The following is a 24,877-nucleotide window of genomic DNA, read 5'->3' on the forward strand; positions in this document are numbered from 1 at the left end:
CTTTCGACGCCAACGGCGACGTCGACGCACCGGATTCTCCGGGGGACCCAGCGACGCGCAAAGGATGCGTGAGTGGACCAGATGACTTCGTCCGACGACTCCGACCCCGCCCTAGACACCGCACCCGAGGACACCAGCACCACGACCGGCCCGGCCGAATCCGGTTCCGGTTTCGTTGTCGTGGCCAACCGGCTGCCGGTCGACCTGGAACGGTTGCCCGACGGGACGACCCGATGGAAACGCAGTCCGGGCGGTCTGGTCACGGCGTTGGAACCGGTGCTGCGCAACAACAAAGGCGCCTGGGTCGGCTGGGCGGGGGTGCCCGACGCGGACGTCGATCCGATCATCGAGGACGGGCTCGAGCTGCATCCGGTGCCGCTGACGGCACAGGAGGTCGCCGACTACTACGAGGGCTTCTCCAACGGCACGCTGTGGCCGCTGTATCACGACGTGATCGTGCGTCCGGTCTACGACCGTAAGTGGTGGGCCGCCTACGTGACGGTGAACCGGCGTTTCGCCGAGGCGACCGCGAAAGTGGCCGCCGAGGGCGCCACCGTGTGGGTGCAGGACTATCAGCTGCAGCTGGTGCCGAAGATGCTCCGGATGCTGCGCCCCGACCTGACCATCGGCTTCTTCCTGCACATCCCGTTTCCGCCGGTCGAGCTGTTCATGCAGATGCCGTGGCGCACCGAGATCGTCGAGGGCCTGCTCGGCGCCGACCTGATCGGTTTTCACCTGCCCGGCGGCGCGCAGAACTTCCTCTACCTGGCCCGCAGGCTGGCCGGGCAGCCGACCTCGCGCGGCACCGTCGGTGTCCGTTCCAAACTCGGCGTCGTGCAGGTCGGCTTCCGCACGGTCCGGGTCGGCGCGTTCCCGATCTCGATCTCCTCGGCGGAGCTCGACGAGCACTCCCGGCGCCGCTCCATTCGCGAGCGGGCCGCGAAAATCCGTGCGGAACTGGGCAATCCGAAGAACATCCTGCTCGGCGTCGACCGCCTCGACTACACCAAGGGCATCGACATCCGGCTGAACGCGCTCGAAGAGCTGCTGCTGGAAGAGCGGATCGATCCGTCCGAGACCGTGATGGTCCAGCTGGCCACGCCGAGCCGTGAGCGGGTGGAGAGCTACATCCAGATGCGCGGCGACATCGAGCGCCAGGTCGGCCGGATCAACGGCGAGTTCGCCCAGGTCGGCTACCCGGTGGTGCACTATCTGCACCGCCCCATCCCGCGCGATGAGCTGATCGCCTTCTTCGTGGCCGCCGACGTGATGCTGGTGACGCCGCTGCGCGACGGCATGAACCTGGTCGCCAAGGAGTACGTCGCCTGCCACAGCGGCCTAAACGGCGCCTTGGTGCTCAGCGAATTCACCGGCGCGGCAGCCGAATTGCGCCAGTCCTACCTGTGCAACCCGCACGACCTGGACAGCGTCAAGGACGCCATCGTCTCCGCCATCGAGGACGACCGCGACACCAGACGCCGCCGGATGCGCTCGCTGCGCCGCCAGGTCCTCGCGCACGACGTGGACCGCTGGGCCCGCGCCTTCCTGGAGGCACTGGCACAGGGCCAGGTCGCCGGCAGCGCACTACTGACCGACGACGACACCTACCCGGAGGAGCGCCAACCATCCCGCTGACCCGCGACACTCCGCGCCAAAACAACCAAAACAGCGCGAGTTTTGCGAGCGCCGTTCGCGGCCCGTCTCGCGTGCGGGCCGCAAACGACCCTCGCAACATGCCAACCCAACCCGACCACCACAGCGCGAGTTTTGCAAGCGCCGTTCGCGGCGCCCGCGCGGCCGACAACACAGCGTTCTCCCAGGTTTGGTCCAGCAAGTTCGCAGCCGGATACCGGACTATGAATCCATGAGTGGTGCGCCTGCGGAGCAGGCACCCGAGGCGCGGGTGCTGGTGGTCGACGATGAGCCGATGATCGTGGAGCTGCTCGCGGTGAGCCTGCGCTACCAGGGCTTCGCGGTGGACACGGCCGTCGACGGGGCGCAGGCGCTGGACAAGGCGCGCAGCTTCCGGCCGCAGGCTCTGATCGTCGACGTGATGATGCCGGGCATGGACGGCTTCGGCCTGCTGCGCCGGCTACGCGCGGACGGCATCGACTCCCCCGTGCTGTTCCTGACCGCGCGCGACGAGGTGCAGGACAAGATCACCGGGCTCACCCTCGGCGCCGACGACTACGTCACCAAGCCGTTCAGCCTGGAGGAAGTGGTGGCCAGGCTGCGGGTGATCCTGCGCCGCGCCGGGCACGCCGCACCGCAGCGGGAGAGTTCCCGGCTTCGGTTCGAGGACATCGAACTCGACGACGACACCCACGAGGTGTGGAAGGCAGGCGAGCCGGTCGCGCTGTCCCCCACCGAGTTCACCCTGCTGCGGTACTTCATGGTCAACGCGGGCACGGTACTGAGCAAGCCGCGGATCCTGGATCACGTGTGGCGCTACGACTTCGGCGGCGAGGTCGGCGTGGTCGAGACCTATGTGTCGTATCTGCGCAAGAAGGTCGACACCGGCGACGAGCGACTCATCCACACCCTGCGCGGGGTCGGCTATGTGATGCGCGCACCGAGTCGCAGCCGGTCGGCTGGAAAATGACGGCGGGCCGGATCGCGGCGCTGCGCGCCAAGACCTCCGGTGTACTGTCGGCGATCCCCCTGCGGGTGACGCTGATGCTGATTCTGGTCGCCACCGCGGGACTCGGGCTGCTGATCTCCGGCATGGTGGTCACCTCCGGCCTGGAACGCTCGCTGACCGACCGCACCGATCAGCAGCTACGCAACGGCGCGATCGAATGGTCGCGCCGCCGGGTGCCCCCGCCGCCGAGCTTGCCGGGCGATCCACGGCACACCAGCCAGTTCTACGTCCGGTCGGTGCAGGACGACGGACGCATCTATGTGATCAAGGCGTTCGGCCTCGATGTCGAACCCGCCCTGCCGGATTCGCCGCAGATCGGCCCGATGACCGTGCGTTCGGTCGGCGGCGGACCGACCGAATGGCGGACCCTGACCGTACGCGTTCCGGATGGCACCACCACGGTGGCGCTGCCGCTCAACCAGAACTTCGAGATCGTGCAACGTCTTGTGATGCTGGAACTGGTCGTCGGGCTGATCGTGCTGACAGCGCTGGCCGTCGCCGCGTACTTCGTGATCCGGCGCAGCCTGCGCCCGCTGCTGCGGGTGGAGAACACCGCCGCCGCCATCGCCCGCGGTGACCTGTATCGCCGAGTTCCGGTGCGCGGCAGCAACACCGAGGTCGATCGGCTGTCCCGATCGCTCAACGGCATGCTCACCCAGATCCAGCAGGCGTTCGCCAAGACCGAGGCGTCGGAGGCCGCGGCCAAGCGGTCGGAGGCGAAGATGCGCCAGTTCGTCGCCGACGCCAGCCACGAGCTGCGCACCCCGCTCACCACCATCCGCGGCTTCGCCGAGCTCTATCGGCAGGGCGCGACCACCGACCCCGACCTGTTCATGGACCGCATCGAACGCGAATCCCAGCGGATGGGCATCCTCGTCGAGGACCTGCTGATGCTGGCCAGGCTGGACGCACAGCGTCCGTTGGAGCGGGGCCAGGTCGATCTGCTCGCTGTGGCCAGCGACGCCGTGCACAGCGCGCGGGCGATGGCGGCGGCCGCCGACCCGGACGGCTCGACCCGCCGCATCGAACTCGAAATCGAAACCGGCGAGGGCACTTTGGAGGTCACCGGCGACGAGGCACGGCTACGCCAGGTGCTGGCGAACCTGCTCAACAACGCGCTCACGCACACCCCGCCGGACGCCTCGGTCGCGGTCCGCCTCACCCCCACCGCCGGCGAGGTGCTGCTCGAGGTGGCCGACACCGGCCCCGGCCTGCCCGCCGACGAGGCCGACCGCATCTTCGAACGCTTCTACCGCACCGACAACTCGCGCGCCCGCAGCAGCGGCGGCACCGGCCTCGGTTTGTCGATCGTGCAGGCGCTGGTCACCGCGCACGGCGGCGCGGTCGATGTGCGCAGCACCGAGGGTGCCGGTACCACCTTCACCGTCCGGTTGCCGCGCGAAACGACTGCGTGACAGTCGTTTCGGCTAAATCGGCGTGACCTGATCGACCAGCCAGCGGTCGCCGTCCTTCTCCACCGTGGCCCGGACCCGGCTGCCCGTGGTCGTGCCCTCCGGCGAATCCTTGCTAGTGGTCACCTGGTTCAGGAACAGCAGCACGACCACCTTCGATTTGTCGCCGGAAACGACACCGCCCGCCTGCGTGGTCGCCTTGACGTTGAGCTGTTTTTCCTTGGCGCCCGGCGCGATCGCCTGCTCGATGAGCTTCAGGTAGTCGTCCTTGAACTTCGGCGAGAGGTTGTCGGCCGCCTTCGGCAGTTCCTTGTCCACCGTCTGGAAGTCATAGGTGAACATGGCCGAGACGGTCCGGCTCGCGGCCGTCACCGCGTCCTTACGCGCCTGCTCGGCCTGGTTGTCGTTCCAGATCCGGAAGCCGCTCACGCCGAGCACCACCACCGCCGCCAGGGCAAGCACGCTCAGGGTGGCCAGGAAGATCTTGCCGCGCTTGGTCATTCCACGCTGGGTCATTCCAAGACGTGTCATCCGACGAACTCCACCTTCGAAACCGTCATGCCGGAGTCGCCGCGACTCACGGTGACCCGGAAGCGGTAGAACCGGGTCTGCTCGCCCTGCTGGCCCGCGTTGGTGAGCGACTGCTTGGCGGCGACCAGCACCGTCGCGGAGTCGTCACTGTCGTTCTCCAGCGCCGCGTCGATGATCTCGCCGTTGGAGACCACCTTGGCCTGCTGCACGATATTCATGAACGGGTCGACCCGGCCGTCGAATTCGGTCTTGAACTGGCCGGAGGCCACCGAGAGGATCCGGTCGATGTCGGCCTTGGCCGAATCGGCGCGGATGGTGGTGAGGTTCAGGATGGCCTGCCGTGCGGTCTGTTCGTACGCACCGCGGCGGTCGTCACGGGCGTCGATCGAACGCACCTTCATTCCGGCGAAGCCCGCACCGACCAGCAGCGCGAGCACCAGGACCGCGGCCGCCGCGACGCCGACGACGCGCCAGGCACCGCGCTTTGTCCGCTCGGGTGCGGCGTCCTGCGCGTCGGCGGCGGGTGCGCCCTTGGTCAGGTCGACGACATTGCTGTCCGACGCGTCGGCGACAACGGCGTCGACAGGTGCCGCGTCCGACGCGGAATCTGTGACTCCGGACGTTGTTTCAGCGTCGGCGGGCGTCTGACTGTCAGCCTGGTCTCCGAGCGCCGCCGCATGAGCTGTGAACGCGGCGGTGTCGGCCTTCTCGACCGGAATCGACGTCACAGCGGGGCTCGCCGTCTCGTCCACCGGCGGACCCACCGAGCGCACCGCGCGTCGCCGCGTACGGTGCTGATCTGCGTTGTCATCTTTCATCGTTGCTGCTCCTCGAGCATCGCCTGCCAGCTCGACGGTACCGTGCCCGAACCGCCCGGTCCGATATCGCCCTGTCGGTAGGTGCGGCCGTCCGGGCCGATGTACTGGCCGGTGGACGGATCATAGGATCTCGCGGCAGCGGGCGTGCCGGTGCCGTACGCGGCGGGTGCCACCTGTGTCGAACCCGGTGTGACCGGCGCGGACGCGGGCGCTACCGGGCGCGGCGGACCGAACGGGGGGTTGTCCCCTTCCGGGACGTAACCGGTCCGGCAGAGCTCGGGTGTCGGCGCTCGCACGCCGGGGAATTCGGCGCACGGCGTGTTGCGGATGCCGCGCACGTCGACCGGCGAGTTCTGCGGCACTTTGCAGTACAGGCCGGGCGGGGACGGGATCGAATCCAGCTCGCTGGGCGAGCGCCGTTCGTTGGGCGGCAGGAATCCGGTCGTGCAGGCGGGCGGGTCGTTGACCACCACCATGAAGTCGACCATGGCGCCGTACTCCACCGGCCCGCGGATGATCGTCCGCAGCGCCGCGATCAGCGGCGGGAAGACCACCAGGAGTTGTTCCAGCCCAGCGTGATACGTGACGCCGACCTGCCCGGTGCTGACCAGGTTGGTCAGCAGCAGCGGCAGGGTCGGGCGCAGCGATTCGAATTGCGCGCTGACCCGCCGCATCGCGGACGGACCGTCGCGCAGCACGTTGCGCAGCGACGGATCGTGCGCGCGCAGCTGGTCGGTGACGGTGGCCAGGTCGCTGGTCCAGGACCGGATGGCCGCGTCGGACTCGAGCTGGGTATCCAGCAGCGGTCCGATCTGGTCGAGGAGCTTCTTCGTCGGTTCCGCGCTGTTCTGCGCCTCCTGCACCAGCAGCGACGCGGAGTCGATGAACCGTTGCAGGTCCGGGCCCGCGCCGTTGAACGCCTTGAACGCTTCGTCGATCACCTGCCGTAGCCGGGTGTCGGCGACGCTGGACAGCAGCCGGTCGGACTGGTCGAGCAGCGAGCCGACGTCCTGCGGAAGTTTGGTGCGGCCCACCGGAATCACCGCGCCGTCGGCCAGGTTTGCGCCGGCCGGGTGGTCGGGCGGGATCAGGTCGACGTACTGCTCGCCGATCGCGGAGACGCTGCGCACCCAGGCGTTGACATCCGACGGGACCTTGTAGTCGCTGTCGATGGACAGCTTCGCCTCGACCCCGCCGGGGGTGAGCCGAACATCCCGCACCACACCGACATTGGTGCCGCGGTAGGCGACGTTGGCGGTCGGGTAGAGACCACCCGTCGCCTCCAGCTGCACCGTGACGTCGTAGCGGCCGATGCCGAACATCGCGGGCACCTTCACATACACCCCGCCCATGATCACCAGGCCGATCACCGTGAGCACGGCGAAGATCGCCAGCTGGATGCGGACGAATCGGGTGAGCGTCATCGGCCCGGACCCCCTTGTGGCGCAGTGGCTCCCGGCATCGGCACGGTCAGCCCCGGGATGGCGGGCAGACCCGGAATCGGCGGCAGGCCGGGAATGGTCGGCGTCGGCTGGGCACCAGGGGCCTGCCCCGTTTGCAGCGGTCCGGTCGCCGGATTGCCGCTCTGTGTCGCGGTGTCCGGCGCGAAACTGCCGACCACGCCCTCGACGCCGCCGAATCGACCGCCGAGCGGCGTGCCGGTCAACCAGTTGCTGTCCAACCGCTTTCCGGTGAGGTCGACGGTGATGAACAGGTTCAGGTAGTCGCCCATGATCGCTTTGTCGAGGTTCTTCATCGGGAACGGGAAGGTCGGGATGATCTTCAGCGACTCGACGAGGTTGTTCCCCGTGTCGGCCAGCGTCTGCAGCACCGGGGCGAGGCTGCGCAGGTTGGCCTTCAGGTTGTCGCCGCTGCTGGCGATGAGCCGGTCGGTGACGTCGCTGAGGTCGCCGAGCGCGTTGATCGTCGCGGTGATGTTCTTGGTGCGGTCGGCGAGCACGGTGAGCGCGGGGTGGATCCGCTCGATGGCGGCGGCGACCACGTCGCGCTGCTGAGCCAGTTGACCACCAAGGCGATCGAGTCCGCTCATCGCCGCGATGATGTCGGTGCGCTGCTTGTCCAGGTTGGTGGTCAGCTCGTTGAGTTGCGGTAGCAGATCGCGGATGTCGTTGGCCCGGCCGCTGAGCGCGGAATTCAGTTCGCGGGTAATCGTTTCCAGCTGCGAGATGCCGCCGCCGTTGAGCACCACCGACAGCGACGAGAGCACCTGCTCCGTCGTCGGATAGGCGCCGGCCCGCTCCAGCGGAATCAGGTCACCGCCCTGCAACTGCCCTTGCGGCGCAACGTCACTCGGCGGGGCCAGCTCGATGTGGTTGCTGCCGAGCAGGCTGGTCTGGCCGATCTTGGCGATGGCATTGGCGGGCAGCCGCACGCTCGGATTCAGGGTGACGGTGACCAGCGCGTGCCAGCCCTCCACCTCGATGTTCGACACGGTGCCGACGGTCACGTCGTCGACCCGGACCGGTGAATTCCTGGTCAGCGTGGTCACATTCGGCATTTGGATGCGCACTTTGTACGCGCCGTCCATGGTGCCCTCGGTGCCCGGCATCGGCAGCGAGTTCAACCCGTCCCACTCGCAGCCCGAGATGCCGAGCGCCACCGCGAGACCCACCACCAGCATGGCCATCCGGCGAGGCTTCTTCATCGCCCTCCTCCTGGAATAGCAAGTCCGGTAAGGCCGTTCGGCACGGTCACCGGCGCAGGTCCCGGCGCGGGGACGGGCGGGGCCGTCTGCCCGGCCAGGCTCGGCGGGCTGTAGGTCAGCTGGTTCGGGAACGCGTGCACGCCGGTAGCCGGGTTCAGCATGATCGGCGCGTAATTCATCGCGAGCGAACTGATTACCGGCGCGAGGTACTGCGCGCACAGATCGGCGGAGCGATCCGAGTCATTGGTTTCCAGCGCCCGCACCGAACCGCAGAGGAAGCCGAGCGGATCGGCCGTGTTGTTGAGCGAGACCGCGCCCGCGAGGGTGCCCTGGGCCGGCTTGTAGATCTGATAGAAGTTCACCAGCGCCGTCGGTCCCGAGTGCAGCACCCGCTCCAGTTCGGGGCGCTTGTCCACCAGCTGCTGGGTGACGTCGGCCAGCCGCTGCACACCCTCGGTGAGCTCGGCGCCGCTGCCGTCCAGGAACCGCTTCACGTCGCCGAGCGCGGTATCCAGATTGTCCAGTCCCGCACCGAGTTCCTGCGACGTACCGGCCAGCACCGAGGACACCGACGCGAGCCTGCCGCCGAACTGCACGATCTGCTCGTTGCTCGCCGACAGCACGTCGACGAACTTCTGCAGATTGCGAATGGTACCGAACAGATCGGTTCGCCCGTCCGACAACGTGTTCAGGGTCGCGGACAGTTCGCGCAACGTGTCGCGCAGCTTTTGCCCGTTGCCGTCCATGTTGTCGGCGGCAGTGTTGACGAAGCGCCCGAACGACCCCTGCGGGTCGTCACCGACCGGGCCGAGAGTCGTCGACAGCTTGGACAGTTCGGCCTTGATGTCGTCCCATTCCACCGGTACGGCCGTGTGCTCGAGCGGAATCTCCGCGCCGTCGCGCATTTTCGGGCCGCTGACGTAGGCGGGCGCCACCTGGATGAACCGCGCCGAGACCAGCGAGGGCGAAATGATCACCGCGCGTGCGTCGGCGGGCAGGTCGATGCCGCGGTCGATGGTCATCTTGACCTTCACCCGGTCCTTGCCCGGCTCGATCGAGTCGATCCGGCCGACGCTCACGCCGAGCACCCGGACCTCATCGCCCTGATACAACCCGGAGGTCGACGGGAAATACGCGGTGATCTCGGTCTTCCCGATCCGGGTCACGCCGCCGTAGACCGCGGCCAGCACCAGCACGGCGACCAGCCCACCTGCGACCAGTAGCGCCCAGCGCGGCAGCTTGCGAGCTCTGTCCAGCATGTTCATCGCGGTGGCTCCTGAAGGGCGGGACCGATCGACGGCGGTGCCGGGTTGGTGAAGATATTGCGCAGGTCCTCGGGCAGATGCTCGGGCCACACCAGCGCGTCCACCAGCGGCTGCAACTCGGTACTTGTCGCGTTGACGACGTAGGCGTTGAACCACGGCCCGTTGCCGACCTGCTCACCGAGCGCCGCGGCGTACGGGCCGAGGCTGTCGAGCGCGTCGGAGATGTTCTGCTTGTTGCGCTGCAACAGGCCGAGCACCGAATTCAGTTTGTCCAGTGCGGGTTTCAGGATCGGCTCGTTGTCCGAGACCAGGCCGGACAGCTGCTTGGCCACCTCGTTGACGTAGACGATCAGCTGCCCGATCGCGGCGCGGCGCCGGTCCAGCTCGCCGAGCAGGTTGTTGCCGTCCAGCAGCAGCGCGTTGATCTGGTTGCTCCGGTCGGCCAGGATCTTGGTGACGTTCTGCGCCCGGGTCAGCAGCTCGGACAGCGCCTGATCGCGGGCGTTGATGCTGCGCGACAACGCGGTAACGCCGTCCAGCGCCGCGCGCAACGGCGCCGGGGTGTCGGCGAAGGTGGCCGAGAGCGTGTCCAGGGTCTTGTCCACCTGGTCCATGTCCAGCCCGTGCACCGTGCGGCCGAGGTCGCCGAGCGCGTCGTTGAGCGAGTACGGAGAAGTGGTGCGGTCCAACGGAATCGTGTCGCTGCGCCGCAGCGCGCCCGATCCGGTCGGGGTCAGCTCGAGCGACTTGCGGCCGAGCACGGTGTTGGTCTTGATCGCGGCGGAGGTCTTCTGGCCGAGCACGATCGACTCGTCCAGGGTGAACCGGACCAGCACCTTGGCGCCATCCAGTTGGACATCGTCCACCTGGCCGGTCCGCACGCCGGCCACCTGGACCGCGTCGCCGGGCAGCAGTCCGCCCGCGTCGGCGAAGTAGGCGGTGTAGGTCGCGCCGCCGCGGATGAACGGCAGTCGGCCGAACTGCAAGGCGGACAGGGCGACACACGCCGCGACGACTATCCCGACGATGCCGATGGTGACGGCGCGTGATCGCTCGTTCATCAGGGCGTGCACCTTCCGGTCGTCTGCTTACCCGGCAGGTTCACCTGCATCGGCTGCCCGTTCGGGCCGTCCACCACCAGGTTGGTCCCGCAGACGTAGAGCTGCAGGAACGAGCCGTAGGCGCCGATGCGGATCAGCTTCTTGTAGGTGTCGGGCAACTTGTCGAGCACCCACTGGATGGTGTCCGAGCCGTTGTCCAGATTGGTGGACAGCCGGCCGGTCTGCTCGATGGTGGAGCGCAGGTCCGGCCGCGCCTGCTGGAGCAGTCCGGTCAGGTCGCGGGTCGCGCCCGCGATACGGGGCAGCGCGTCGCCGATCGGATCGCGGTCGGCGGCCAAACCGCTGACCAGCCGCTGCAATTCGTCGAGCGTGGTGGCGAACTGGTCGCCGCGCTGATCGATGGTCTGCAGCACCGTGTTCAGGTTGCTGATCACGTTGCCGATCAGTTCGTCGCGGTCCGCGAGGGTCTTCGCGAACGAGCCGCCGCTGTTCAGCAGTGAAACCAGGGTGCCGCCCTGGCCCTGAAAGATCTGCAGCAGTGCGCCGGTCAGGTCGTTCACCTGGGCCGGATCCAGGCCGCGCAGCAGCGGGCGGAACCCGCCGAGCAGCATGTCCAAGTCCAGCGCAGGTGCGGTCTTGTCCTTGTCGATGGTGTCGCCGTCGCGCAGCGCCTCGGTGTTGCCCGGCCCCTCCAGCAACTCTAGATACCGGTCACCGACCAGGTTTTCGTAGCGGATGGTGGCGCGGGTGCTGGTGAGCAGCCGGTACTTGCGGTCGACGTCGAAATCGACGTGCGCGAGATGGTCCTTGCCCACCTTCACCGAGGAGACCGAGCCGACCGGAACACCGGCGATGCGCACCTTCGAGCCGGGCACCATTCCCGACGAGCTGGTGAACACGGCGTGGTAGCCGTACTCCCTGGCGAAGCGCATCTGGCTGAACACGATCACCAGACCCGCGAACACCAGCGCCATCACCACCGTGAAGATGAGCAGCTTGACCGTCGTGGCGGTGTTCTTCACAGCGAGCCCACCCCCGGCAGTCCGGCGAACAACAGCTGGAACACCTTCGGTGCCTCGTTGGGCTTGATGAAACCCGTGCTCGGCACGTACGGAGCTCCCTCGTTCGTGTCGGTGACGACGTAACCCGCATGGCTGTCCGGCACCCGATCCACCACGCCCTCGCAGTGCGGGCCGCCGGTCGCGTTCACCTTCGGCAGGTCGTCCGGATACTTGTAGGGCTGCGCGCCGAACATGAAGTTGGTGTTCATCCCGATGCCGGGCAGCTTGCCGCCGAACACCTCCTCGGCCAGCGGCATCATCGGGCCGAGGCCGTTGATGATGCAGCTGAGCGCGGGGGCGTACTCGAACAGCAGGCTCGTGGTCGGGCGCAGCAGGTCGAGCGCGGTGCTGAAATTGGCCTCGTTCTCCCGCAGCACCGAGCCCGTGGTGTCGGCCAGCCCGGTCAGGTTGGCCAGCACGTCGTCGAGACTCTGCTGCTCGTCGACCAGCGTCTGGCTGGTGACGGTCGCGTTGTCCACGGTGCGCAACAGGTCCGGAACGGTGTCCGCGTACAGGTCGGTGACCTGGCCGGTGCGCACCAGATCATGTTGCAGCGTGGGCAGATACGGGTTGATGTCGCGCAGGTAGGCGTCGCTGCGGGCGAGCAGGTCGCCCAGCTTCTCGCCGCGGCCCTGCAGCGCCGTGCCGAGCGCGGACAGCGTCGCGTTCAGTTTCTCCGGCTGCACCTTGGCAAGCACGTCGGACAGGTGCTGGAACAACGTGTTGAACTCGACGGTCACGTGCTGCGCCGTCACCCGCGCGCCCGGCTGCAGCGAGGCCGACGAAGGTTGTTGTGGCACGGTGAAGTTCACGTACTTGGCGCCGAAGACGGTGGTGGAGCGGATATCAACGCCCGCGTTGGCCGGAACAAGCTTCAGCTGTTCGGGATTGAGCGCCAGCTTCAGGCTGGCGCCGTCGGCGGTCTGGTCGATCGAGACCACCCGTCCGATCTCCACGCCGCGCACCTTCACCTTGGCGTCGGGATCGAGCACCAGCCCGGCGCGTGGCGCGTCGATCGTCACGGTGGCCGTCGAGGTGAAACCGCCGACGAACATCACCATCGCGATGGCGATGATCGCGACCAGCACGAGCACCATCGCGGCACCGGCCAACTTGTATCCCACTGCAGCGCGCACTGTGTTCGAATCCGCCATCTCGCTCTACCCGGACAGGTGAAAGTTGCCGGAGGTGCCGTAGATGGCCAGGGAGATCAGCAGGGTCACCGTGACCACCGCGACCAGTGAGGCCCGCACCGCATTGCCGACCGCGACGCCGACCCCGACCGGGCCGCCCGCGGCATGGAAGCCGTAATAGGTGTGGATCAGCATGACCGCCAGCGCCATGAAGATCGCCTGGGCGAACGACCAGAGGATGTCGCTCGGGATCAGGAAGGTGGAGAAGTAGTGGTCGTACACGCCCGCCGACTGCCCGTAGATCACCACCGTGGCGAACCGGCTGGCCAGGAACGACGCGATCACCGCGAGCGCGTACAGCGGCACGATCGCGATCATCCCGGCGAGCACCCTGGTGCTGACCAGATATGGCACCGGCCGGATCGCCATGGATTCCAGCGCGTCGATCTCCTCGGCCACCCGCATGGCACCGAGCTGCGCGGTCGAGCCCGCCCCGATGGTGGCGGCCAGGCCGATGCCGGAAATCACCGGCGCCGCGATGCGGACATTGATGAATGCCGCGAAAAAGCCGGTGAGCGCCTCGACGCCGATATTGCCGAGCGAGCTGTATCCCTGCACGGCGATGGTGCCGCCCGCGAACAGCGTCAGGAAGCCGACGATCACCACGGTGCCGCCGATCACCGCCAAAGCGCCGCTGCCCATGCTGATTTCGGCGATCAGCCGAATGGTTTCGGTGCGATAGTGCGTCAAGGCACGCGGAATGGCCCCCAGGGCCTGCGCATAGAACACAGCATGTTTACCTACAGAATCGAGCGAGTCCGACATCCGACGCACTCGTCGCACGGTACGCGGGAAGCGGGATTCGATCACGAAGGCCATGCGGTCACCGCGCCGTGAACTTGATACCAACGGCGGTGACCACGACGTTCACCACGAACAAAGCCATAAAGGCGAAGACAACGGTCTGATTCACCGCATCACCGACACTCTTGGGACCACCCTTGACATTCAGACCCAGATAACAGGCCACCAGCCCGGCGATCAGCCCGAACAATCCGGCCTTCACCTCCGAGATGACCAATTCGGGCAAATGGGTCAGCAGCGTGATGCCGTTGACGAACGCGCCGGGGTTCACGTCCTGGAGAAAGACCGAGAACAGAAATCCGCCGACGATACCGATGGTGCACACCAGGCTGTTGAGCATGAGCGCGACGAACATCGACGCGAGCACGCGCGGCACCACCAGCCGCTGCACCGGATTGATGCCGAGCACCCGCATCGCGTCGATTTCCTCGCGAATCGTGCGGGCGCCCAGGTCAGCGCAGATGGCGGTGGCGCCGGCCCCCGCGACGATCAGCACGGTGACGATCGGGCCGACCTGGGTGACCGCGCCGAATGCCGCGCCCGCCCCACTGAGGTCGGCCGCGCCGATCTCGCGCAACAAGATGTTCAGCGTGAAGCTCACCAGAACGGTGAATGGAATCGCGACCAACAGTGTCGGCACGATCGAAACGCGTGCGATGAACCAGGACTGGTCGATGAACTCGCGCCCTTGAAATGGTCTGCGCACACTGGAACGCGCGACTTCGGCGGTCAGTTCGAAGAACCCGCCGACCGCCCGCAATGGCACAGCAAGGACCTCGTTCATCTTTGAACCTCCTTGCTGAAATCTGCGCGTACTACTCACGGCACGATTCTTCACCGAGGCCGCACCGCCTCAACGATTAGAACACGTTCACTGCGTCGCCGGAAGATGTTTGCCACTTTTGAACTGCACTTCTTCTTTGTATCGGCGTATGAATTTGGAACGAGTGTCAGGAGATAGATCCCACCTTTGTGAGGCGGCACACATCTCACCCACCAATGTCTACCAAGTGCCCGACCCTTGATCAACAGTTGGACGGCCGATCAGCAGTTCATTGTCAGCGGGTCTTGCAAAAGTCGGTCCTCGCTGCGCATGTTTCGCGCAGCGCGACCGCGTCGAACGAACTCAGCCTAGATCTATCAGGGTCGAGGCCGAGAAGGTCTGCCCGGCAGGGCGTTCGGCAAAATAGCCGCCGAGTGCCGCGGCGAGATCATCGGCGGACCATTGACCGCCGGTGGCATCGAATCGCTGCTCGACGACGGGCGCCGCCATGAGCGCGACCATCCCGCCGTAGACCACGAACAGTTGGCCGTTCACCGTGTCGGCGGCGGGCGAAGCGAGGTAGGCGACGAGCCTGGCCACATGATCGGGCGAGAGCGGGTCCACCTCCCCCTCGGGCGCGGCGCTGAACACGGCTTCGGTCATCGCGGTGCGCGCGCGGGGCGCGATCGCGTTGGCGCGCACGCCATAGCGGGACAGCGCCCGCGACGCCGACAGGGTCAGCGCGGTGATGCCCGCCTTGGCGGCGCCATAGTTGGCCTGGCCTTCCGGCCCGAGCAGACCCGCCTCCGAGGAGGTGTTGATCAGCCTGCCGTATACCGGCGCGCCCGCCGCTTTGGACTTGCCGCGCCAGTACGTTGCGGCGTTGCGGGACAACAGGAAATGACCGCGCAGGTGGACCGCGACAACGGCGTCGAAGTCCTCGTCGGACATGTTGAACAGCATCCGGTCCCTGGTGATGCCCGCGTTGTTCACCACGATGTCGACGCTGCCGAAGGCCTCGTCGGCGGTGCGGATCAACGCGTCCGCGGTCGCCCGTTCGGCGATGCTGCCCGCGACGAATTCGGCCTTGGCGCCGAGCGCGCGGATCTCGGACAGCGTGTCGGTCACCGCGTCGGACTCGGACAGGTCGTTGACCACCACCGAAGCACCGGCCCCGGCCAGCGCGAGCGCCTCCGCCCGCCCCAGCCCCGCTCCTGCTCCAGTAACGATCGCCACCTGCCCAGCAAGACTCACATCATCAGCCACGAGCCCGACCCTAGAACGTGTTCCATTCTATGGCAAGGGTCGGGCTCATTGCAGCCGCAGCGCCGCTTTCGGGCATTGCGCCACCGCGTCCTCGACGTCGGCCAGCCGGTCCGCGGGCACGTCCGCCTCGAGGATGTGCAGCTGGTCCTCATCATCGAGTTCGAACACGTCGGGGGCGATTCCGACACAGATTCCGTTCGCTTCACACTGATCCAGATCGACGCTTACCTTCATGAGAACTCCTTTACCGCGATCCTTGCCGAAGCCTAACAAGTCGATGCCGCCGGACGTGGCGCCATCGACCCGATTCAGCCTCAATACTGGAACATGTTTCAGTCGATATGCAATGATCGGGTGAACCCACATCGACGAAGGCCTGAGGTATTTGCCATGCGCATTGCGTACACGCCGCAGCAGGAGGAGCTACGCGCGGAGCTGCGCGACTACTTCGCGCGACTCATCACTCCCGAGCGTAGGGCCGCGCTCAGCGCGCAGACCGGCGAGTACGGCCAGGGCAACGTCTATCGCGAGGTCGTGCAGGAGATGGGCCGCGACGGCTGGCTCACGCTGGCCTGGCCGAAGGAGTTCGGCGGCCAGGACCGGCCGACGATGGATCAGCTGATCTTCACCGACGAGGCGGCCATCGCGGGCGCGCCGGTGCCGTTCCTGACCATCAACTCGGTCGCGCCGACGATCATGCACTACGGCAGCGAGGAGCAGAAGCGCTTCTTCCTGCCCAAGATCGCGGCCGGCGAACTGCACTTCGCCATCGGCTACTCCGAGCCGGGCGCGGGCACCGACCTGGCCAGCCTGCGCACCAACGCGGTGCGCGACGGCGACGACTACGTGATCAACGGCCAGAAGATGTGGACCAGCCTGATCGCGTACGCCGACTACATCTGGCTCGCGGTGCGCACCGATCCAACGGCGAAGAAGCACAAGGGCATCAGCATGCTCATCGTGCCGACCACCGCCGAGGGCTTCTCCTGGACACCCGTGCACACCATGGCGGGGCCGGACACCAGCGCGACCTACTACCAGGACGTCCGGGTGCCGACGAGTTCACTGGTCGGCCAGGAGAACGGCGGCTGGTCGCTGATCACCAACCAGCTCAACCACGAGCGCGTCGCGCTGACCTCGGCGGGCCCGCTGGGTCTGGCTGTGCATCAGACGGTCGAATGGGCTCGCAACACCACGGCGGGCAACGGTTCCCGCGTCATCGACCAGGAATGGGTGCAGCTCAATCTGGCCCGCGTGTACGCCAAGGTCGAGTACCTGAAATTGCTCAACTGGGAGATCGCCAGCCGAGCCGACGCCGGCGGCGACGCCGCGCCACGGCCGTGGGACGCCTCCACCTGCAAGGTGTACGGCACCGAACTGGCCACCGAGGGTTACCGGCTGCTCATGGAAGTCCTTGGCCCGCAGGCGTATCTGCGCCAGGACTCGTACGGCGAGGCCTTGCGCGGACGGCTGGAGCGGATGCACCGCGCCGCGCTGATCCTCACCTTCGGCGGCGGCACCAACGAGGTGCAGCGCGACATCATCGCCATGACGGCGCTCAAGCAGCCCGCGTCGGCGCGCTGAGCTGTGTTCGATGGGTGGCACTCCCCGGGCCCTGCGTGGTTACGCAGGCTACCTCCTCCGGGCCGGTCGCTCGCACCACCAGAAAGCAGGTAGCAGAAATGGATTTCACTCCCACCGAAGCCCAGCTCGACCTGGGCAGGCTGACCGGCGAGGTGTGCGGCAAGCTCGTCACCGCCGACCGGCTGCGCGAACTCGACACCGCGGCCGAACGATTCGATGAGGCGCTGTGGAGTTCGCTGGCCGAGACCGGAGTGCTCGCGGCGGCGCTGCCGGAGGCCGTCGGCGGCAACGACTTCGGCGCGCTCGAGCAGACCGCCGTCCTGCGTGAGCTCGGCAAGTACGTCGCCGCGGTGCCGTACCTGTCGTCGATCGTGGTCGGCGCGGGCGCGCTGGCGAAATTCGGCGATGCGGCGCAACAGGATCGGGCGACGCGGGCGGGCGCAGGTCAGGTGATCCTGACCGCCGCACTCACCGAAGAACACAACTGGGAGCCCGCCCGGCCCACCACTACCGCCGTCGAGGTGGACGGCGGCTGGCGGCTCACCGGCGCCAAAACCACGGTGCCCTTCGCCGACCGCGCCGACCGAATCCTGGTCCCGGCCACGGTCTCCGGGGTCGCCGCGGTCTTCCTGGTCGATCCGTCGGCAGCGACGGTGACCGCGCAACAGGTGGTCGACCGCACCCCCGAATACGCCGTCGAGCTCACCGACACCCCCGCTGAACTGATCGGCACCGTCGAGAACGGGGCCGAGATCCTCGACTGGCTGCTCACCCGCGCCTGGCTCGGACTCAGCGCACTGCAGCTCGGCACCCTCGAACGCGCACTCGAGCTCGTCGCCGAATATGCCCGCGAGCGCGAACAATTCGGCAAGGCGGTCGGCAGTTTCCAAGCCGTTGCCCAGCGCCTGGCGGACGCCTACATCGATGTCCAGGGCCTGCGCCTGGCGGTCACCCAGGCCGCATGGCAGATCTCCGAAGACCTCCCCAGCGCCGAAGCCGTGCACACCGCCAAGTTCTGGGCCGCCGACGCCGGCCACCGGGTGGCGCACACCGTCGTCCATATCCACGGCGGTGTAGGCATCGACCGAGACCACATCGTGCACAACTACTTCACCGCCGCCAAGCACAACGAGTTCGCGCTCGGCGGCGGCACCGACCACCTTCGTGCCCTTGGTGCGCTGTTGGCCGCTACGCCGTCCTGATCCGTCGCATCGCAGAACGCCCCGCCGCAACCGGCGGGGCGTTCTTCGTGTGTGGGGCTCATTCGCGCCGCGCACTTCGTCAGTTGCGTTGCAGGCGAACCTGTTTGTGGGCAGACCGCACCTATCCGGATGCGCACCCGTACCGAATATCGAGGGGTTCCACACGACATAAGACTGCGCGCACCGCGCACCTCGACATTCCGGAGGACGATATTCCCACCGTACGGTCCACCCTCGCCCGCATCTCGGTCGCGATCCTCGGCGCTCTCGCCGAAACAGGCGCCGCGCCGACCGCGACCGCGTCGAGACCAACGAGTGGGGTATCGACCCAGCGGCCCCGGTGTCCCCGACCACCGCTCTGATCACACGCGCGCACACCGCCATCGCCGAGGCGCGCAGCACCTCCGCTCGGCGCGCCCGCGCCGCCCTCAGCACCCTCGAGAAGCCCGCATAGCCATGGCGCCGGCCTGAATCCGAACCGGCACAATCGAATCGGCTCGACTCATCGCCGGCGGGCCGATCCGACTGCCCATCGGTTTTACGCGGCCATCGGCTTCGACGTGAGGTAGCGCTGGAGGGTCGGCGCGATATCCGAGATGAGCTCGTCGCGGGTGAACGCGACAACCGGGGGAATGCGCAGGATGTAGCGGCAAAGGGCGATGCCTAGGAGCTGGGTGACGACCAGTGCGCTGCGGCGGGGGGCGTCGGCGGGGTCGCCGAAGCGGAGGACGGCGGGCAGCACCTGCTGGGCGAAGACGTTGCGGAAGCGTTCGGTGACGGCCTCGTCGGTGATCGATGAGCGCAGCAGGGTCAGCAGCACCTCGTTGCCGGGGGGCTCCTCCCAGAGGGCGAGGAAGCGCCGGATCAGTAGTTCGCCGACCTCGTTCTCGTCGGCGGCCGCCAGGTCGGGCAGGACGAGATCGATATCGACGGCGGCCGCGAACAAGCCGTCTTTGCTGCCGAAATAGCGCATGACCATGGACGGGTCGATCGCGGCGTCGGCGGCGATGGCGCGGATGGTCGCCTTGCCGTAGCCCTCGGCGGCGAACCGGGCGCGAGCGGCGTCAAGGATGGTCGCGCGGGTCGCATCGGAGCGGCGCGCAGGCTGCTGATCAGGCTCGATCGTCATGCCAACGAATGTAGGCCAACAACTGTTGACTTTGCAATACGGCCCGCACTACCGTTATGCCAACAGGCGTTGGCCTACCCCGCGCGCCTTGCCGGCGAGGCGGCCCGCTGCCGCCAGACCCGCGTATCCGGCGCCGAGTACAACGATCCGATGCTGTCCGGTCATGATGTAGCTCCTTTTTCGATTCGGCCGACACCCTTCAGACCGAATAGCGCCACCGTCCATGACAACTACGCGCCGTGAAGCACGTCACTATCCCGCCGACCTGGCGAAAAAGGCCAGCTTCTCCGGGCTGACAACCAGCCGCAGCGTGGCGATCGCGCCATCGACCAACTCCACCGCGACGACGGCGACGGGCACATCGTTCGACCGGGCCACCGCGGCGGGCGCGCCGTTGACCTCCTCGATGAGGATCTCCATGCCGGGGACCTCCCACCGGAACAGGCCGGACAGGTACCGCGCGACCTTCTTCGCACCGACCACCGGGCGCCGGGCCGCGTTGACCTGACCGCCGCCGTCCGCGATGGAGACGACATCGGCGGTCAGCATCTGCTCCAGCGACTCGATGTCCCCGGTGCGCGCCGCCTTCAGGAACCGCTTGATGAGCTCGCCCGCGTACTCGTTCGGAATGTCGAAGCGCGCCCGCCCCTCTCGCACCCGCACCCCGGCCCGCCGATAGACCTGCTGCGAATTTGCCTCGCTGATGGTGAGCATGTCGGCGATCTCACGGTGGGCGTAACCGAACGCCTCGCGCAGCACGAACACCGCCCGCTCGACCGGCGACAACCGTTCCAGCGTGGACAGCAGCGCGAACGACACCAGTTCGCGCTCTTCCACGGTCTCCAGCGGGCCGAGCTCACCGCGTTCGGTGGACACCGGCTCGGGCAGCCACGGCCCGACGTAGGTCTCCCGGCGCGCCCGCGCCGACACCAGCCAGGTGCGGCACAGATTCACCAGCACGGTGGTCAACCAGGCCTCGGCGGACCGAATCCTGCTGCGGTCGGCGGCATCCCAGCGCAGATAGGTCTCCTGCACGGCGTCCTCGGCCTCACCGGCCGAGCCCAGCATCCGGTAGGCGAGCGCGAACAACCGGGGACGATGCGTCACGAATACGCCCAAACCGTCCGGCTCCACCGCTACCTTCTTCCGATCCCGCCCGCCGGATATGACCGTACCGCTCGCCCGCGCGGGCAACCGCAGATGTTCGGCCTTCACCGAATCCGCGATTCCGAGCAACCGCTTCAGGCCGAATCTCGCGGCACCGAAACCGCCGATACCCCACCCGCTGAAGCCGAAGCCACCCACTGCCGCCAGAGTGCCCATGCTCCAAGAGCATTCTCGCCCTGGCTTTTCAAGACCTTAAGAAATCCCAGTAGGAAACAGCTTCAGCGGGACAGGTCGTTGGTACCCCGCTGCTTGCCGCCTGGCCTGCGCAACCGCAGCCGGGCGGTGGAGCCGCGGATGGCGGGGCGCCGGATCACCGGGCGGCGCTGCGCACGCCGCTGGGCGCGACGCTCGGCGGGCTTGTGCGTCCAGGTTTCCGGGCGGGCGGCGACCCAGCGCTGCGAGTGCCAGGCGAACGGGATGTGCACCAGGTACAGCGCGACCAGGATCAGCAGCAGCACGGTCGGATAGGTGACCAGCAGCGCCGCGGCCAGCGCGACGAGCACGAGCAACCCGGCGGCCGCCTGCGGCGCCACCGACACCGACTTCATGGCCAGCGTCGGAACCGTGCTGACGGCCAATGCCGCCGCGAGCACGGTCCACGCGGCCACCGCGTAGAAGCCGACCCACCAGCCGTCACCGAACAGCACCGACAGCGCGACGGGCACCATCGCGATGAGCGCAGCGGCCGGAGCGGGCACCCCGACGAAGTACTCGCGCGACCATTCCGGCCGGGTGTCGTCGTCGAGCAGGGTGTTGAACCTGGCCAACCGCAGCACGATGCTCACCGCGAACAGCAGGGCGATGATCCAGCCCGCGGTCTCGGTGTGCAGCAACGTCACGTAGAGCACGAGCGCGGGCGCGACGCCGAAGGAGATGGCGTCGGAGAGCGAGTCCAGCTCCGCACCGATCTTGGAGGTGGCGTCCAGCATTCGGGCCAGCCGGCCGTCGAGGGTGTCGAGCACGGCCGCGGCGCCGACCATCGCGAGCGCGAGGTCGAGGCGATTGTCCAGGCCGAACTTCACCGCGGACAGTCCGGAGCACAGCGCCAGGATGGTCACCACGCTCGGCAGCAGCCGGATCGGGCGGCGCCGTTGCTTGGCCGGAGCAGCCGCCTCCATCATGAAGCGGTGGATGAGGCGGACCCGAGCACCGCCAGGACGGTTTCGCCGCCGATGGTGCGCTGCCCCGGCTCGACGAGCAGCTCGGTGCCCGCCGGGAAGTAGGTGTCCACCCGGGAGCCGAAGCGGATCAGCCCGTAGGTATCACCGATCGTCAGCACGTCGCCGACCTTGGCGTCGCAGACGATGCGGCGGGCGAGCAGGCCCGCGATCTGCACCACGATCACCTGCTGCCCGGCAGGGGTGTCCAGCACCATGGTGTTGCGCTCGTTCACCGAGCTGGCCTCGGGCAGATCCGCCGAACGGAACTGACCGGGCTGATGCAGCACCGTGCGCACGACGCCGGACACCGGCGTGCGCTGTACGTGCACGTCGAGCACGGAAAGGAAGATGCTCACCCGGGGCACCGGCTGATCGCCGAGACCCAATTCCGCGGGCGGTGCGGCGGTGTCGACAAGGGCGATCTCACCATCGGCAGGCGCGACAACGGCACCGGGCCGGTTCGGCGCCACCCGGTTCGGGTGCCGGAAGAATGTCGCGCACGCGGCGGCGGCCAGCAGGCCTGTCCGGCGCACCCACTTGCGCTTGCCGCCGAGGACAGCGACCGCGAGCGGGGCGGCGACGAACGGAAGCCCGGCGGGATGCAGCGGGGGAATCGCGTTGCGAACCAGATCGGCGACGTGGCCGACTCCGGTGCGGTCAGGCGTGCCGGGCGGCGTGGGACGGCGGGCCACAGGCTCCTCTTTCGTGCTAGATGCAGTCGGATCGCGCCGTCAACCATAGGACCGGCGCAAGCGTTCACACCTTACGGGAAAGGAGCCTGTGGCACGGTGTCGTCAGCTTCGGACTCGACGTCCCGTCACCAGACCGACCAGGAACAGCAAGATCACCGCACCGGCGATGCAGGTGAAGAAGCTGAACCACAGGCCGCCGCCCTCGACGTCGACGCCGAGCAGCTTCAGCAGGAAACCGCCGAGCAGGCCGCCGACGATGCCGACGACGATGTTCAGCAGAATGCCCTGCTGGGCGTCCGTCTTCATGATCTTGCTGGCAATCCACCCGGCAAGACCGCCGATGATGATCCACCCGATAATCCCGAGACCGAGCATGGTGTCCTCGCAATCCGCGCCTACCGTCCGTCAAGCGGAAAGACGGCAGACACATAGTTGGGCACGCTGGACTGAGCTTTCAGCATGCTAACCGGCGTATACCCGGCGTTTGTGAGAATACGCACGGCGAAACGCCGATCCTCGGGCTAATATGAGGGGGCCTCATGTCTACGGCTCCGTAGGTGGCGGCCGATGAGGGATCCATTTTCGAGGCTTCGGGGACAACCCGGCGGCGGTGCCGCAGGTACATAGGAGACGCACATGGTTGCTCGAATCGCCCAGACCACCGGGGCAGAGCACACGGCGATCCTCGGGCTCGGCGTATACCGCCCGGTTCGAGTCGTCACCAACGACGAGGTGGCGGGTCCGATCAACTCGAGCGACGAGTGGATCCAGACCAGGTCCGGCATCAAGACCCGGCGCTTCGCCGGTGAGTCGGAGACCGTCCAGAGCATGAGCGTCGCCGCCGCGCAGGGCGCGCTGGAATCATCGGGCATCGCGGTCGACCAGGTCGATTGCGTGATCGTCGCGACATCGACCCACCTGCTGCTCACCCCCGCCGCCGCACCGCGGATCGCGACCGAACTCGGCATGAACGGCTCGGCGGCCTTCGACGTCTCCGCAGGCTGCGCGGGCTTCTGCCACGCGCTCGCGCTGGCGTCGGACCTGGTTCGCGGTGGTACCGCCGGGCACGTGCTGGTGATCGGCGTGGAGAAGCTCACCGACACCGTCAATCCGAAGGACCGTTCGACCGCCTTCCTGTTCGCCGACGGCGCGGGCGCGGTGATCGTCGGCCCGGCCGCCGAGCCGGGCATCGGGCCGACGGTGTGGGGTTCGGACGGCACCCAGCATCACGCGATCCGGCAGGACAAGGACTGGGTCGAGTTCTTCCGCGAGATCGAGGAGAAGGGCACCGACGCGGTGCGCCCCTACCTGGCGATGGAGGGCACGGCGGTATTCCGTTGGGCCGCGCACTCGCTGGAGAAGGTATGCCGCGACGCCGTCGACCGAGCCGGCCTGTCCACCGACGACCTGAACGCGATGATTCCGCACCAGGCCAACGGCCGGATCATCGAGATCATGGCGCGGGTGCTGAAGCTGCCGGAAAACTGCGCGCTGGCCAACGACATCGAGGAGGCCGGCAATACGTCGGCCGCGTCGATCCCGCTGGCCATGGAGGCGATGCTGCGTAAGGGCCAGTCCAAGCCGGGTGACACCGCGCTGCTCATCGCGTTCGGCGCGGGGCTGTCCTATGCGGCGCAGGTGGTTACGCTGCCCAAGTTCGCGATCACGGCGTAATCAGTCTTCGCGTCCGCGCGAGATCAGCGACCGCGTCCGCGCGAGATCAGCCAAGCCCCCAGGTGACCTTCACGGTGAAGGTCACCGTTTGGGTGCCCGGTTCCAGCGGCACCGACTGCGGTGCCGCGTCCCGGGCGGACATCTTGGCGCTGTTGTCGTCGCGGCTGTTCGCCTCGGAGATGGTGATGACCTTCGTCAGCTTCACGCCCGCGAGCACCGCGTACTGCTCCGCCCTGGCCTTGGCGTCGGCGAATGCGCGTGCCCGAGCGTCGGCGAGCAGCTGCGAATTGTCGTCGATCGCGAAAGACACCGAGCGCAACCGGGTTTCGTTGCCGCCCGCCTTGATCGCGCTGTCCAGCACGCCGGACGCCTTGCTCAGATCGCGCACGACGACGCGGACCGAGTTGCTCGCGCGGTAACCGACGACGGTGTTGGCGCCGTCGGTGCCGCCCGCGTATTGCGGCTGGATGGAGACGTCGGTGGTGCGCACGTCTTCCTTGGTCGCACCCGCGGTGACGATCGCGTCGGTCATCGCCCTGGCCCGGTCGTTGGCGCGGGCGATCGCGGCCGAGACATTGTCGGCGGTCACCTCGACACCGATATCGGCATTCAGGATGTCCGGAGCGCCGCGCACCTGACCGCTGCCGACCACGGTGACTTCGCGCTCAGGTCCCGAATCGGCGGAGCCACAGCCCGCCACCAGAGCGGTGGTCGCCGCGAGTGCGGCAATTGCCGCGGACCAGCGCGTCATTCGCATACTCGGCAACTTACGCACCCAACCCCGGCCCG

General features: G+C 67.6%; 24 protein-coding genes. 6 read left to right on the forward strand and 18 right to left on the reverse strand.

Features of this window, described 5'->3' with window-relative positions; all coding sequences use genetic code 11:
* Window positions 1-81: 81 nt before the first annotated feature.
* The 3 genes from ACIBCN_RS31615 (at window position 82) to ACIBCN_RS31625 (ending at window position 4,056) form a co-directional block, all read left to right on the forward strand.
* Complete coding sequence (locus ACIBCN_RS31615; RefSeq protein WP_396995531.1) at window positions 82-1,635, forward strand: trehalose-6-phosphate synthase; 1,554 nt, start codon at window positions 82-84, stop codon at window positions 1,633-1,635.
* Window positions 1,636-1,864: 229 nt separating this feature from the next.
* The gene (locus tag ACIBCN_RS31620) at window positions 1,865-2,602 is read left to right on the forward strand and encodes a response regulator transcription factor (RefSeq protein ID WP_150403823.1); all 738 of its coding nucleotides are present in this window, start codon (window positions 1,865-1,867) and stop codon (window positions 2,600-2,602) included.
* Window positions 2,599-4,056 (forward strand): sensor histidine kinase, encoded by a 1,458-nt coding sequence (locus ACIBCN_RS31625; protein ID WP_396995354.1) that lies wholly within the window; start codon window positions 2,599-2,601, stop codon window positions 4,054-4,056. Before ACIBCN_RS31620 ends, ACIBCN_RS31625 begins: the two co-directional genes overlap by 4 nt.
* 12 nt (window positions 4,057-4,068) lie before the next feature.
* Here ACIBCN_RS31625 and ACIBCN_RS31630 read toward each other — a convergent pair whose 3' ends face one another.
* From ACIBCN_RS31630 to ACIBCN_RS31685, 12 genes are all read right to left on the reverse strand, one after another.
* Window positions 4,069-4,584: a h domain protein gene (locus tag ACIBCN_RS31630; RefSeq protein WP_396995355.1), complete on the reverse strand. Its 516-nt coding sequence runs from the start codon at window positions 4,582-4,584 to the stop codon at window positions 4,069-4,071.
* Window positions 4,581-5,402: a hypothetical protein gene (locus ACIBCN_RS31635; protein WP_396995356.1), complete on the reverse strand. Its 822-nt coding sequence runs from the start codon at window positions 5,400-5,402 to the stop codon at window positions 4,581-4,583. Before ACIBCN_RS31635 ends, ACIBCN_RS31630 begins: the two co-directional genes overlap by 4 nt.
* Entirely contained in the window at window positions 5,399-6,826 is a 1,428-nt protein-coding gene (locus tag ACIBCN_RS31640) for an MCE family protein (RefSeq protein ID WP_396995357.1), read from the reverse strand. Before ACIBCN_RS31640 ends, ACIBCN_RS31635 begins: the two co-directional genes overlap by 4 nt.
* Window positions 6,823-8,067 carry an MCE family protein gene (locus tag ACIBCN_RS31645; protein ID WP_396995358.1) on the reverse strand — a complete coding sequence of 415 codons (1,245 nt, stop codon included), beginning with the start codon at window positions 8,065-8,067 and terminating at the stop codon, window positions 6,823-6,825. Before ACIBCN_RS31645 ends, ACIBCN_RS31640 begins: the two co-directional genes overlap by 4 nt.
* The gene (locus tag ACIBCN_RS31650) at window positions 8,064-9,332 is read right to left on the reverse strand and encodes an MCE family protein (protein WP_396995359.1); all 1,269 of its coding nucleotides are present in this window, start codon (window positions 9,330-9,332) and stop codon (window positions 8,064-8,066) included. The genes ACIBCN_RS31645 and ACIBCN_RS31650 overlap by 4 nt, the downstream gene beginning before the upstream one ends.
* Entirely contained in the window at window positions 9,329-10,393 is a 1,065-nt protein-coding gene (locus ACIBCN_RS31655) for an MCE family protein (RefSeq protein ID WP_396995360.1), read from the reverse strand. Before ACIBCN_RS31655 ends, ACIBCN_RS31650 begins: the two co-directional genes overlap by 4 nt.
* Complete coding sequence (locus ACIBCN_RS31660) at window positions 10,393-11,415, reverse strand: MCE family protein (protein ID WP_396995361.1); 1,023 nt, start codon at window positions 11,413-11,415, stop codon at window positions 10,393-10,395. The genes ACIBCN_RS31655 and ACIBCN_RS31660 overlap by 1 nt, the downstream gene beginning before the upstream one ends.
* A complete protein-coding gene (locus ACIBCN_RS31665) occupies window positions 11,412-12,608 on the reverse strand; it encodes an MCE family protein (protein WP_396995362.1) in 1,197 nt (398 codons plus the stop codon). Before ACIBCN_RS31665 ends, ACIBCN_RS31660 begins: the two co-directional genes overlap by 4 nt.
* Before the next feature lie 6 nt (window positions 12,609-12,614).
* A complete protein-coding gene (locus tag ACIBCN_RS31670) occupies window positions 12,615-13,466 on the reverse strand; it encodes an MlaE family ABC transporter permease (RefSeq protein ID WP_396995363.1) in 852 nt (283 codons plus the stop codon).
* A gap of 4 nt (window positions 13,467-13,470) precedes the next feature.
* Window positions 13,471-14,235, reverse strand: coding sequence for an ABC transporter permease (locus ACIBCN_RS31675; protein WP_150403813.1), 765 nt, complete (start codon window positions 14,233-14,235; stop codon window positions 13,471-13,473).
* A 342-nt stretch (window positions 14,236-14,577) separates the two neighbouring features.
* On the reverse strand, window positions 14,578-15,480 hold the full coding sequence (locus ACIBCN_RS31680) for a 3-oxoacyl-ACP reductase (protein WP_396995364.1): 903 nt from the start codon (window positions 15,478-15,480) through the stop codon (window positions 14,578-14,580).
* A gap of 45 nt (window positions 15,481-15,525) precedes the next feature.
* A complete protein-coding gene (locus tag ACIBCN_RS31685) occupies window positions 15,526-15,714 on the reverse strand; it encodes a ferredoxin (protein WP_378742615.1) in 189 nt (62 codons plus the stop codon).
* A gap of 156 nt (window positions 15,715-15,870) precedes the next feature.
* On the opposite strand from ACIBCN_RS31685, the gene ACIBCN_RS31690 reads away from it, so the two are divergent.
* Both ACIBCN_RS31690 and ACIBCN_RS31695 read left to right on the forward strand, forming a co-directional pair.
* On the forward strand, window positions 15,871-17,064 hold the full coding sequence (locus tag ACIBCN_RS31690; protein WP_396995365.1) for an acyl-CoA dehydrogenase family protein: 1,194 nt from the start codon (window positions 15,871-15,873) through the stop codon (window positions 17,062-17,064).
* Window positions 17,065-17,162: 98 nt separating this feature from the next.
* Window positions 17,163-18,266 carry an acyl-CoA dehydrogenase family protein gene (locus ACIBCN_RS31695; RefSeq protein ID WP_396995366.1) on the forward strand — a complete coding sequence of 368 codons (1,104 nt, stop codon included), beginning with the start codon at window positions 17,163-17,165 and terminating at the stop codon, window positions 18,264-18,266.
* Window positions 18,267-18,804: 538 nt separating this feature from the next.
* Here ACIBCN_RS31695 and ACIBCN_RS31700 read toward each other — a convergent pair.
* The 5 genes from ACIBCN_RS31700 to ACIBCN_RS31720 all read right to left on the reverse strand — a co-directional run bounded on the left by ACIBCN_RS31700 (window position 18,805) and on the right by ACIBCN_RS31720 (window position 22,789).
* Window positions 18,805-19,395, reverse strand: coding sequence for a TetR family transcriptional regulator (locus ACIBCN_RS31700; RefSeq protein ID WP_396995367.1), 591 nt, complete (start codon window positions 19,393-19,395; stop codon window positions 18,805-18,807).
* A gap of 252 nt (window positions 19,396-19,647) precedes the next feature.
* Window positions 19,648-20,718 carry an RNA polymerase sigma-70 factor gene (locus ACIBCN_RS31705; RefSeq protein ID WP_396995368.1) on the reverse strand — a complete coding sequence of 357 codons (1,071 nt, stop codon included), beginning with the start codon at window positions 20,716-20,718 and terminating at the stop codon, window positions 19,648-19,650.
* A gap of 62 nt (window positions 20,719-20,780) precedes the next feature.
* Entirely contained in the window at window positions 20,781-21,680 is a 900-nt protein-coding gene (locus ACIBCN_RS31710) for a CDP-alcohol phosphatidyltransferase family protein (protein WP_396995532.1), read from the reverse strand.
* Entirely contained in the window at window positions 21,680-22,414 is a 735-nt protein-coding gene (locus tag ACIBCN_RS31715; protein ID WP_396995369.1) for a phosphatidylserine decarboxylase, read from the reverse strand. The genes ACIBCN_RS31710 and ACIBCN_RS31715 overlap by 1 nt, the downstream gene beginning before the upstream one ends.
* A gap of 102 nt (window positions 22,415-22,516) precedes the next feature.
* Entirely contained in the window at window positions 22,517-22,789 is a 273-nt protein-coding gene (locus ACIBCN_RS31720) for a GlsB/YeaQ/YmgE family stress response membrane protein (protein WP_396995370.1), read from the reverse strand.
* A 261-nt stretch (window positions 22,790-23,050) separates the two neighbouring features.
* On the opposite strand from ACIBCN_RS31720, the gene ACIBCN_RS31725 reads away from it, so the two are divergent.
* Window positions 23,051-24,088: a beta-ketoacyl-ACP synthase III gene (locus ACIBCN_RS31725; RefSeq protein ID WP_396995371.1), complete on the forward strand. Its 1,038-nt coding sequence runs from the start codon at window positions 23,051-23,053 to the stop codon at window positions 24,086-24,088.
* A 46-nt stretch (window positions 24,089-24,134) separates the two neighbouring features.
* Here ACIBCN_RS31725 and ACIBCN_RS31730 read toward each other — a convergent pair whose 3' ends face one another.
* The gene (locus tag ACIBCN_RS31730; RefSeq protein ID WP_396995372.1) at window positions 24,135-24,863 is read right to left on the reverse strand and encodes an SIMPL domain-containing protein; all 729 of its coding nucleotides are present in this window, start codon (window positions 24,861-24,863) and stop codon (window positions 24,135-24,137) included.
* Window positions 24,864-24,877 lie beyond the last annotated feature (14 nt).

Origin of the sequence: Nocardia sp. NPDC051052, from assembly GCF_044456045.1 — a bacterium.
In the GTDB taxonomy this organism is placed as follows: domain Bacteria; phylum Actinomycetota; class Actinomycetes; order Mycobacteriales; family Mycobacteriaceae; genus Nocardia.

Excerpts from the sequence above, each read along its gene's own strand:
- ACIBCN_RS31615 (WP_396995531.1), top strand. The coding sequence starts at position 82 with ATGACTTCGTCCGACGACTCCGACCCCGCCCTAGACACCGCACCCGAG.
- ACIBCN_RS31620 (WP_150403823.1), top strand. The coding sequence starts at position 1,865 with ATGAGTGGTGCGCCTGCGGAGCAGGCACCCGAGGCGCGGGTGCTGGTG.
- ACIBCN_RS31625 (WP_396995354.1), top strand. The coding sequence starts at position 2,599 with ATGACGGCGGGCCGGATCGCGGCGCTGCGCGCCAAGACCTCCGGTGTA.
- ACIBCN_RS31630 (WP_396995355.1), bottom strand. The coding sequence starts at position 4,584 with ATGACACGTCTTGGAATGACCCAGCGTGGAATGACCAAGCGCGGCAAG.
- ACIBCN_RS31635 (WP_396995356.1), bottom strand. The coding sequence starts at position 5,402 with ATGAAAGATGACAACGCAGATCAGCACCGTACGCGGCGACGCGCGGTG.
- ACIBCN_RS31640 (WP_396995357.1), bottom strand. The coding sequence starts at position 6,826 with ATGACGCTCACCCGATTCGTCCGCATCCAGCTGGCGATCTTCGCCGTG.
- ACIBCN_RS31645 (WP_396995358.1), bottom strand. The coding sequence starts at position 8,067 with ATGAAGAAGCCTCGCCGGATGGCCATGCTGGTGGTGGGTCTCGCGGTG.
- ACIBCN_RS31650 (WP_396995359.1), bottom strand. The coding sequence starts at position 9,332 with ATGAACATGCTGGACAGAGCTCGCAAGCTGCCGCGCTGGGCGCTACTG.
- ACIBCN_RS31655 (WP_396995360.1), bottom strand. The coding sequence starts at position 10,393 with ATGAACGAGCGATCACGCGCCGTCACCATCGGCATCGTCGGGATAGTC.
- ACIBCN_RS31665 (WP_396995362.1), bottom strand. The coding sequence starts at position 12,608 with ATGGCGGATTCGAACACAGTGCGCGCTGCAGTGGGATACAAGTTGGCC.
- ACIBCN_RS31670 (WP_396995363.1), bottom strand. The coding sequence starts at position 13,466 with ATGGCCTTCGTGATCGAATCCCGCTTCCCGCGTACCGTGCGACGAGTG.
- ACIBCN_RS31675 (WP_150403813.1), bottom strand. The coding sequence starts at position 14,235 with ATGAACGAGGTCCTTGCTGTGCCATTGCGGGCGGTCGGCGGGTTCTTC.
- ACIBCN_RS31685 (WP_378742615.1), bottom strand. The coding sequence starts at position 15,714 with ATGAAGGTAAGCGTCGATCTGGATCAGTGTGAAGCGAACGGAATCTGT.
- ACIBCN_RS31690 (WP_396995365.1), top strand. The coding sequence starts at position 15,871 with ATGCGCATTGCGTACACGCCGCAGCAGGAGGAGCTACGCGCGGAGCTG.
- ACIBCN_RS31695 (WP_396995366.1), top strand. The coding sequence starts at position 17,163 with ATGGATTTCACTCCCACCGAAGCCCAGCTCGACCTGGGCAGGCTGACC.
- ACIBCN_RS31700 (WP_396995367.1), bottom strand. The coding sequence starts at position 19,395 with ATGACGATCGAGCCTGATCAGCAGCCTGCGCGCCGCTCCGATGCGACC.
- ACIBCN_RS31705 (WP_396995368.1), bottom strand. The coding sequence starts at position 20,718 with ATGGGCACTCTGGCGGCAGTGGGTGGCTTCGGCTTCAGCGGGTGGGGT.
- ACIBCN_RS31710 (WP_396995532.1), bottom strand. The coding sequence starts at position 21,680 with ATGGAGGCGGCTGCTCCGGCCAAGCAACGGCGCCGCCCGATCCGGCTG.
- ACIBCN_RS31720 (WP_396995370.1), bottom strand. The coding sequence starts at position 22,789 with ATGCTCGGTCTCGGGATTATCGGGTGGATCATCATCGGCGGTCTTGCC.
- ACIBCN_RS31725 (WP_396995371.1), top strand. The coding sequence starts at position 23,051 with ATGGTTGCTCGAATCGCCCAGACCACCGGGGCAGAGCACACGGCGATC.